The organism is Vibrio sp. V42_P2S4T144, from assembly GCF_009904715.1.
Taxonomy (GTDB): domain Bacteria; phylum Pseudomonadota; class Gammaproteobacteria; order Enterobacterales; family Vibrionaceae; genus Vibrio; species Vibrio alginolyticus.
The window spans coordinates 1-9637 of sequence record NZ_WXWS01000149.1; the positions used below are offsets into that span (position 1 = coordinate 1).

Sequence of the window (9637 nt, forward strand, 5' to 3'; positions counted from 1 at the left end):
GAGCAAGCGTTGTCAGCAAGCTTGACGGTTAAAGAAAAACTGCAGATTGCCTATGCGCTGGAAAGACTCGGCGTTGATGTTATCGAAGCTGGCTTCCCAATCTCTTCACCAGGTGATTTCGAGTCTGTACAAACCATCGCAAAAAACATAAAAAACAGTCGAGTTTGTGCCCTTTCGCGTGCCGTTGCGAAAGACATTGATGCTGCCGCTGAAGCATTAAAAGTGGCTGACCAATTCCGTATCCACACGTTTTTAGCCACTTCCACCATTCACGTAGAAGACAAACTACGCCGCAGCTACGACGATGTACTAGAAATGGCAGTCAACGCCGTTAAACATGCACGTAACTACACTGATGATGTCGAGTTTTCTTGTGAAGATGCTGGTCGTACTCCAATCGACAACCTATGTCGCATGGTAGAAGCCGCCATCAATGCAGGTGCGAGTACAATCAACATTCCAGATACCGTTGGCTACACCGTACCAAGTGAGTTTGGTGGGATTATTGAAACTCTATTTAACCGCGTTCCGAACATTGATAAAGCGATCATCTCCGTTCACTGTCACGACGATTTGGGGATGTCAGTTGCCAACTCTATTGCCGCCGTTCAAGCTGGCGCACGTCAGATAGAAGGCACGATCAATGGCATTGGAGAGCGAGCGGGTAACTGTTCACTTGAAGAGATCGCAATGATCATCAAGACTCGTCAAGAGTTTTTGGGCGTTCACACTGGCATTAAGCATGATGAAATTCACCGCACCAGTAAGTTGGTTAGCCAGCTATGCAATATGCCTATTCAAAGCAACAAAGCAATTGTGGGTGCAAATGCGTTTAGCCACTCTTCAGGCATCCACCAAGATGGCATGTTGAAGAATAAGAATACCTACGAAATCATGACCCCTGAGTCTATTGGCCTAAAAAACCAAGCTCTGAACCTAACCAGCCGCAGCGGTCGCGCTGCCGTGAAGAGCCATATGGACACCATGGGTTACAACGAAGACGAGTACAACCTAGACGCACTGTATGCGGATTTCTTGAAACTTGCTGACCGCAAAGGCCAAGTGTTCGATTACGACCTAGAAGCCCTAATGCACTTCTCGAACTTGCGTGAAGAAGATGACTTCTACAAATTGAGCTACCTAAGCGTGCAGTCTGGCAGCGTAATGGCTACCACCAGCATCAAAATGCAATGCGGTGATGAAGAAATGTGTGAAGCAGCGGTCGGTAATGGCCCAGTTGATGCGCTATACCAATGTATCTACCGCGTGACAGGCTACGACATCGTTCTGGATAAATTCGACCTAACCGCGAAAGGTGAAGGTGAAGATGGTTTGGGTCAAGCAGACATCATTGCCAACTACAAAGGTCGCAAATACCACGGTACGGGTGTTTCCACCGACATCGTTGAGGCTTCCGGCCAAGCATTATTGCACGTTATTAACAGCATTCATCGTGCAGATAAAATCGAAGAAATGAAGCAGAAAAAGATTGCGACTGTGTAATAACAACCGGGCTACACGGCTCAGGAAAGAACACGCTCGTTGAAATAATTAAGCTCAAAATTAGAAAACTTAAAGGATTAACATGACAGACAAATCGTACAAAATTGCCGTCCTACCCGGTGACGGCATTGGCCCGGAAGTAATGGCGCAGGCACATAAAGTATTGGATGCAATCGAAAAGAAACATGGTATTGCGTTTGAGCGTGACGAGCATGATGTAGGTGGTATCGCGATCGACAATCACGGTTGTCCACTTCCAGAGAGCACAATAAAAGCATGTGAAGAGTCTGATGCAGTCCTATTCGGCTCGGTTGGCGGCCCTAAATGGGAGCACTTACCACCAAACGACCAACCTGAACGCGGTGCCCTACTTCCACTACGCAAACACTTCCAACTGTTCTGTAACTTACGTCCAGCGCAAATTCACTCAGGTCTTGAAGCTTTCTCACCGCTACGTGCAGACATCTCGGGTCGCGGCTTTGACATCGTGGTAGTCCGTGAACTGACGGGTGGTATCTACTTCGGCCAACCGAAAGGTCGTGAAGGTGAAGGCGCAACAGAAAAAGCATTTGATACTGAGGTGTACCACCGCTTTGAGATCGAACGTATTGCAAAAATCGCTTTTGAGTCTGCTCGTCTACGTCGCAAGAAAGTGTGCTCTATCGACAAAGCGAACGTTCTACAAAGCTCTATCTTATGGCGTGAAGTAGTCGAAGAAATCGCAAAAGACTACCCAGATGTCGAGTTGTCACACATGTACATTGATAACGCGACTATGCAGCTTATCAAAGACCCTGCTCAGTTCGACGTAATGCTGTGTTCAAACATCTTCGGCGACATCATTTCTGATGAATGCGCGATGATCACAGGCTCTATGGGTATGTTGCCATCAGCAAGTCTAAACGAAAGCAAATTCGGTCTGTACGAGCCAGCAGGCGGCAGTGCACCAGATATCGCAGGTAAGAACATCGCTAACCCTGTGGCACAAATCCTATCTGCTGCACTGATGCTGCGTTATAGCCTAGGTGAGGAAACAGCGGCACAAGACATCGAAACGGCAGTTTCAAAAGCACTATCAGCGGGTGAGCTAACGGGTGACCTTGCTGGTGACAACCCTGCACTTTCGACGTCTGAGATGGGCGATAAGATCGCTGAGTACATCTTAAACTCTTAATACAAAACAGATCCATAATAAATACTAAATCCTCTATCCACCAATGACTTACCTCTAAGTCATTGGTGCTAAAACAAAGCAACAAGGATAACGAGGAAAGGAAGCAAACAATGGGCAAAACATTATACGAAAAAGTCTACGACGCACACGTTGCCGTCGCAGCAGAAGGGGAAAACCCAATCTTGTACATCGACCGTCACTTGGTACATGAAGTGACGTCTCCGCAAGCATTTGACGGCTTGCGTGAAAAAGGTCGTAAAGTGCGTCAGGTCAGCAAAACTTTTGCCACCATGGACCACAACGTTTCGACAACCACCAAAGACATCAACGCATCGGGTGAGATGGCTCGTATCCAGATGGAAACGCTATCGAAAAACTGTGAAGAGTTTGGCGTTACGCTTTACGACATCAACCACAAATACCAAGGTATTGTGCATGTTATGGGCCCAGAGCTTGGTATTACCCTACCGGGCATGACCATTGTTTGTGGTGACTCACACACGGCTACACACGGTGCGTTCGGTTCTCTCGCTTTTGGTATTGGTACATCTGAAGTTGAGCACGTATTAGCAACTCAAACGCTAAAACAAGCGCGCGCTAAAACGATGAAGATCGAAGTAAAAGGCAAAGTGGCTCCGGGTATCACGGCTAAAGATATCGTGCTAGCCATCATCGGTGAAACCACAGCTGCTGGCGGTACAGGTTACGTAGTTGAATTCTGCGGTGAAGCGATCACAGACCTTTCAATGGAAGGCCGCATGACCGTATGTAACATGGCGATTGAGCTAGGAGCGAAAGCCGGTTTGATTGCACCAGATGAAACCACGTTCGAATACATCAAAGGCCGTAAATTCTCACCTCAAGGTGCGGATTTTGATGCAGCAGTAGAGTACTGGAAGACATTAAAAACGGACGATGATGCTCAGTTTGATGCAGTCGTGACACTAAACGCAGCGGATATCAAACCACAAGTCACTTGGGGAACTAACCCAGGCCAAGTTATCGCGGTAGATCAACCTATCCCAGCACCAGAAAGCTTTGCCGACCCAGTAGAAAAAGCATCGGCAGAAAAAGCATTGGCTTACATGGGCCTAGAGGCAGGCAAGTCATTGTCTGATTACAACGTCGATAAAGTCTTCGTTGGTTCTTGTACTAACTCACGTATCGAAGACATGCGCGCAGCCGCTGAAGTAGCGAAAGGTCGCAAAGTCGCGCCTCACGTTCAAGCGCTAATCGTTCCTGGCTCTGAGCAAGTAAAAGCGCAAGCAGAAGCGGAAGGCTTGGACGTTATCTTTAAAGAAGCGGGCTTTGAGTGGCGCCTACCAGGTTGCTCGATGTGTCTAGCAATGAACAATGACCGTTTGGGTCCACATGAACGTTGTGCGTCTACTTCAAACCGTAACTTTGAAGGCCGCCAAGGTCGTGATGGCCGTACCCACCTAGTGAGCCCTGCGATGGCAGCGGCAGCAGCAATTGCTGGTCACTTTGTAGATATTCGTGAACTAGACTAAGGAGCAAACCAATGTCAGGCTTTAAACAACACACAGGCTTAGTTGTTCCTCTAGATGCAGCGAACGTTGATACTGATGCCATCATTCCAAAGCAGTTCCTACAAAAGGTCTCCCGCCTAGGGTTTGGTAAGCACCTATTCCATGACTGGCGCTTCCTAGACGATGCTGGCGAACAGCCAAATCCAGAGTTCGTGATGAACGCACCTCGCTACCAAGGCGCATCTATCTTGCTGGCTCGTGAGAACTTCGGCTGTGGCTCATCTCGTGAGCACGCACCGTGGGCACTAGCGGATTACGGCATCAAAGCGATGATCGCTCCAAGCTTTGCCGATATTTTTTACGGCAACTCGATCAACAACCAAATGGTACCAGTTCGCTTGACTGAGCAAGAAGTGGATGAAATCTTCCATTTTGTTGAGGCGAATGAAGGTGCAGAAGTCGAGGTCGACCTAGAAGCGAATGTGGTTCGCGCCAACGGCAAAGAGTACAGCTTTGAAATCGATTCGTTCCGTCGTCATTGCTTGCTAAACGGTTTGGACAACATTGGCCTAACCCTTCAGCATGAAGATAAGATTGCCGAGTACGAGGCAAATATCCCGAGCTTCTTGCGTTAAGACGCGTTAGTACATACACAAATCAAGGGCTGGCAATTGTCGGCCCTTTTAATTATTTAGACAACTGATTTTATATCGCTTTGCTTACGGAATACCGAACGCCTCTGTTGAAATTCGTCATCCTGAACAGCGACGAAGGAGTGTGATTCAGGATCGACTGCCAGAGCGCACTGTGCAGATTAATACTGTCTTTACTCAAGAGTTTGTGGGTATTAGATTCCTGATATCGCTTATGCTCCTCGGAATGACGGCGAATAAAGGCCACTGATTACTGAAAGAAAACAAGCACTAAACTGGTCTACACTATCAACAATATCTCATTCAAAGGTATCTCTATGAAGCGTCTGTTATTGCTGTTGTGTGCTCTGGTTTCTTTCTCGACATTTTCCGCTCCAAAATCCGACTTATGGCCATATTGGAAACAATCGAATCAAGCCAACCAAACCCAAATTTCTCATCAAGAATGGCAACAACTGCTCGATACTTATTTAGTTGAACAAGGCGAGAATACCTTGTTTCGTTATAGCCAAGTCTCCTCTGTCGATAAAACTAAGCTGAAACAATACATCCAGCGTTTGGCAAAACTAGACCCTCTACAATACAACCAAGCAGAGCAATATGCCTATTGGGTAAACCTTTACAACGCCATCACGGTAGATCTTATTTTGGATAACTATCCAGTCGAATCAATCACCAAGCTAGGTGGTTTATTTAGCTTTGGTCCTTGGGGAGACGATGTGGTCGTGGTCAATGGGAAGGATCTAACTTTAAACGATATTGAACATCGAATTTTGCGTCCAATTTGGAATGACCCAAGAACGCATTACGCGGTTAACTGTGCCAGCCTAGGATGCCCTAATCTGCAATCTCAAGCATTCACTGCTGACAACACGCAAGCTCTACTGGATAGTGCCGCCAAAACATTTATCAACAGCAGCAAAGGCGTATCTATCCAAGGTAACACGGCACAGCTGTCTTCTATTTATGATTGGTTTGCAACGGACTTTGGTGGAGAAAAACAAATCTTCAAACACATCGCAAAGTACGCACCGCAATACAAAAACTTCTCTGGCAAAGTGAAATACGAATACGATTGGGACTTGAATCAAGCCAACTAAACTGGGGGATGTGAGGTCAATTAGCATTAGGGACATAATAGGCCAAAAGCTAAAGACACCGGCAACTCAAAGACTAAGACATGAAAAAAAAGGGCACTGAGTGCCCTTTTTTACATCCAAATGTTTGATAGAAAACGTCCGACTACTTAAAGCCTTTAACCTTCTTAATAAGATCGTAAGCGTTTTGAATCTCTTGAGATTTCTCTTTCGCGACGTTCATCATCTCTGGTGGTAAGCCTTTAGCCATCAATTTGTCCGGGTGATGCTCGTTCATCAGTTTACGATAAGCACGCTTAACGGTTTTACTGTCTGCATCTGAAGACACATCCAGAATTTTGTACGCGTCGGCCAACTGATCCGCTTGTGAAGCTTGTTGCCAGCTACCACCTGAAGATTGGCCTTGATGCTGACCATGAAAACCGCCCTGGCTTTGGAAACGAAATGCGGCTTCTTGCATTTGCAAACGACGCTCTAATTGCTCAGAAGAGAAACCCAAACCACGTGCAATCTTGTGTAGTACATTTCGTTCACTCGGGTGGATCGAGCCATCTGCAAAGGCCGCCGAGATTTGCAGCTCTAAGAAAAATTGCAACAAGTCAAAGCGACCAGCTGTCGAAATTTTCACACGAACAAGAACATCTTCTAACGGAAAGTCGCTGTCTTTACCTTCACGAAACGCGTCTTGCGCTGCGCGACGCTGTTCGCCATGCAAATTCATGCGGTCCATCATGGCTGAAGCCAGTTGGATTTCCTCTTTGGTGACTTGGCCTTTCGCTTTTGCCACATGTCCCATTACCGCAAACGCCGCTTTAAAAAACTCTTCTTGGCGCTGAGCTTGACTTGGCCCTTTTCCAAAGCCGCCAGTAGAGAACCCGGCTTGACTCAAGCGACGTGCTTTATCGAATTGATGGCCAATAAATAAGCCAAAGAGTAAACCTAGCGGCCCGCCAAGTAACAAGCCAAAAAAGGCACCCAGAATTTTGCCAAAAATATGCATTATGTGTTCTCTATCAATGAATTTTTATCGACGACGGCGGTCTTATAGTGCCGGATGCAACGATTTCCTTTATGATAATGGAATTAGTTTTATTTCGGCTAGGCCATTTCGCCTGCTTATCTTTGCAGCTATTTTGTCGTCATTATGCCACAGTGAATCAATACGCTGGGATAAATGCGACTATAGTTGATTCATTTGGCTATTACGCTAGGGTACAACAAGCCCTATAGCCATCGAGTAGTAGTGACACAGGAAAGTTCAATTCAATGCAACATTTCTCCCGCACATTTTTAGCGGCCTCTATCAGCACCGCCTTGTTTGTACCCACCACTCAAGCTGAAGCGAATATCCATGATAGTGTGCAGGAAATGCCCGCCACAGATCAATGTTTGGTCGATACAAGTGGCGAGGAGGACGCTCTTAATACCCCAGTAGTGGTAGAAGCTGACACCCTGCAAGCCATCAATGGTGACAAAGCTCAGTACTCAGGTAATGTACAAGTCACCCAAGGCCAGAAGAAAATTACCGCAGATAGCGTAACGCTGCACCAACAAGACAACGTCGTGGTTGCCGAAGGCAACGTGACTTTCAATGACGGCCAAGTCAAAGCTCGATCTGATCGTGTTACTAACGACATTAATCAAGATACGTTTTCGCTTGAGAACACCGATTATCAGTTCCTTTGCCAACAAGGCCGAGGCACTGCAGCCTATATCGCTCGCACAGGTCAGTCGGTTTATGAACTCGAAGACGGCTCTATCACATCGTGCCCTCAAGGCGATAATTCATGGCGATTGGTTGCGTCAGGCATCGATGTTGACCAAGATGAAGAGACAGCGACGCTGCATCATCCTCGATTTGAAGTGTTAGATGTGCCTGTTTTCTATGTGCCGTATCTAACCATGCCAATTGGAGATACGCGCAAAACGGGTTTCCTCTTCCCTTCTTTATCGTACGGTTCTAGTGATGGTATGGAAGTCGAGGTGCCATTCTATTGGAACATCGCGCCTCAATATGACATGACACTCACCACGCTCTATATGCAGCAACGTGGTACAAAACTCGATACTGATTTCCGCTATCTAACAGATGGTTGGGGAAATGGGGAAATCAAAGGCGAATACCTCAATAGTGATCGCAAATATCAGGACGAGTCTCGTTGGGGCTACCAAGTTAAACACGACGGTATCATCAATAAACAGTGGATAGTCAAAGTCGATTACTCAAAAGTGAGTGATATTGATTACTTCCTCGATCTCGACTCCGACATTGGTAACCGTGAAGATGGTCAACTGGTTCAAGAAGGACAAGTACAATATCGTTCTGACTTCTGGGATGCCTCGTTAACCGTTCGTGACTTCCAAATCTTATTGAAAGAAGAGAACCGCCCTTATCGCCTGCTTCCTCAGTTAGACTTGAACTACTACACGCCGTTGTGGGGAGATTACCTTAACTTTGACGTGAAGAGCCAAGTCAGCCGCTTCGATACGAGCGATGCTGCGCGACCAAATGCGACCCGTGTTCACATTGAACCAGGGCTTACATTACCACTCTCAAACTCATGGGCAACGTGGACAACAGAAGCGCGTGTGCTCTCTACGTATTACTCTCAAGACTTAACGGGTTTGACAGATGTAAACTTGCAAAACCAGTTGGATGATGAAGTTTCTCGTGTTATTCCTGAGTTCCGTACGCATGCGCAACTTTACTTAGAGCGAGATACAAGCTGGATCAAGGGCTACACACAAACACTGGAGCCTCAGCTGCAGTACTTGTACGTACCTGAAGAAGATCAAACCAACATCTACAACTACGATACCACCTTGCTACAAACCGACTACTACGGGCTATTCCGCAGTCGTAAGTACAGTGGCATTGATAAAATCGCCTCGGCGAACCAGTTAAGCTACGGTGCGAGTACTCGCTTCTTTGATGATGACTATAAAGAGCGTCTTAACGTTTCATTTGGTCAGATTTACTACTTCGATAAAAAGACCAAACTGAGCAACAGCCCAAATCTTCCGGATGAGACAACCAATTACTCATCATGGGCAATTGAAGCTGATTTCAACTACAACGATTACTTGTTCTATCACGGTGGAATTCAATACGATATTGATTTGAGCTCCATGCAGTTGGCAAACAGTACCTTGGAATACCAATTCAACGGCGGCTTTATTCAGGGTAACTATCGCTACGTTACGCGTGAATACATCGAAGATACGATCATTCTCGAAAACCTAGACACAATTACTCGTAAAGGTATTTCTCAAGCAGGTATTGTAGCGGCCTACGAGTTCAACCCGAACTGGTCTGCGAGTGGTCAATACTACTACGACCTCAATGAAAATGCGGACCTAGAATGGTTAGCGAGCCTACGTTACCAATCTGACTGTTGGTACATTGGCGTCACTTACTCAAACCAATTGCTTGGTTGGGAAGACCAAGCTATCGGCAGCACCGGGGCATCACCTGAATACGAAAATAACTTCAGCGTTAACTTCGGTATTCAAGGCTTTGCGACCAACCAGCGTGAAGACACTGCTGTCAAAGAACTGGATGGTTCTGACAACGCGATTAAGTACGGCCGCCCATTCTATCTGAACAATTAATCAAAATAGGCGTCTTAAATGAATAAGACGCCTATTCAAAAATACTGACGGAATTTTAAATGAAAATTTGGAAATCAATCTTATTCACGACCCTACTCTCTTGCGGAG

At 46.3% G+C, this 9637-nt stretch carries 7 protein-coding genes; 6 read left to right on the forward strand and 1 reads right to left on the reverse strand.

The window, feature by feature from the left end:
- From leuA to CAG68_RS04875, 5 genes are all read left to right on the forward strand, one after another.
- On the forward strand, positions 1 to 1503 hold a 1503-nt coding region (leuA, locus tag CAG68_RS04855; protein ID WP_161440838.1), incomplete at its 5' end, for a 2-isopropylmalate synthase.
- A gap of 82 nt (positions 1504 to 1585) precedes the next feature.
- Positions 1586 to 2677, forward strand: a complete 1092-nt coding sequence (gene leuB, locus CAG68_RS04860) for a 3-isopropylmalate dehydrogenase (RefSeq protein WP_005383068.1) — start codon at positions 1586 to 1588, stop codon at positions 2675 to 2677.
- Between the two features lie 110 nt (positions 2678 to 2787).
- Positions 2788 to 4188, forward strand: coding sequence for a 3-isopropylmalate dehydratase large subunit (gene leuC / locus CAG68_RS04865; RefSeq protein ID WP_005379681.1), 1401 nt, complete (start codon positions 2788 to 2790; stop codon positions 4186 to 4188).
- An 11-nt stretch (positions 4189 to 4199) separates the two neighbouring features.
- The gene (leuD, locus tag CAG68_RS04870; protein ID WP_042522424.1) at positions 4200 to 4802 is read left to right on the forward strand and encodes a 3-isopropylmalate dehydratase small subunit; all 603 of its coding nucleotides are present in this window, start codon (positions 4200 to 4202) and stop codon (positions 4800 to 4802) included.
- A 335-nt stretch (positions 4803 to 5137) separates the two neighbouring features.
- Positions 5138 to 5920: a DUF547 domain-containing protein gene (locus CAG68_RS04875; RefSeq protein WP_086046509.1), complete on the forward strand. Its 783-nt coding sequence runs from the start codon at positions 5138 to 5140 to the stop codon at positions 5918 to 5920.
- A 142-nt stretch (positions 5921 to 6062) separates the two neighbouring features.
- Here the strand turns inward: CAG68_RS04875 and djlA are convergent, their stop codons facing one another.
- Positions 6063 to 6917, reverse strand: coding sequence for a co-chaperone DjlA (gene djlA / locus CAG68_RS04880; protein ID WP_005383076.1), 855 nt, complete (start codon positions 6915 to 6917; stop codon positions 6063 to 6065).
- Positions 6918 to 7183: 266 nt separating this feature from the next.
- On the opposite strand from djlA, the gene lptD reads away from it, so the two are divergent.
- Positions 7184 to 9529: an LPS assembly protein LptD gene (lptD, locus tag CAG68_RS04885; protein WP_005379673.1), complete on the forward strand. Its 2346-nt coding sequence runs from the start codon at positions 7184 to 7186 to the stop codon at positions 9527 to 9529.
- Positions 9530 to 9637: the final 108 nt, after the last annotated feature.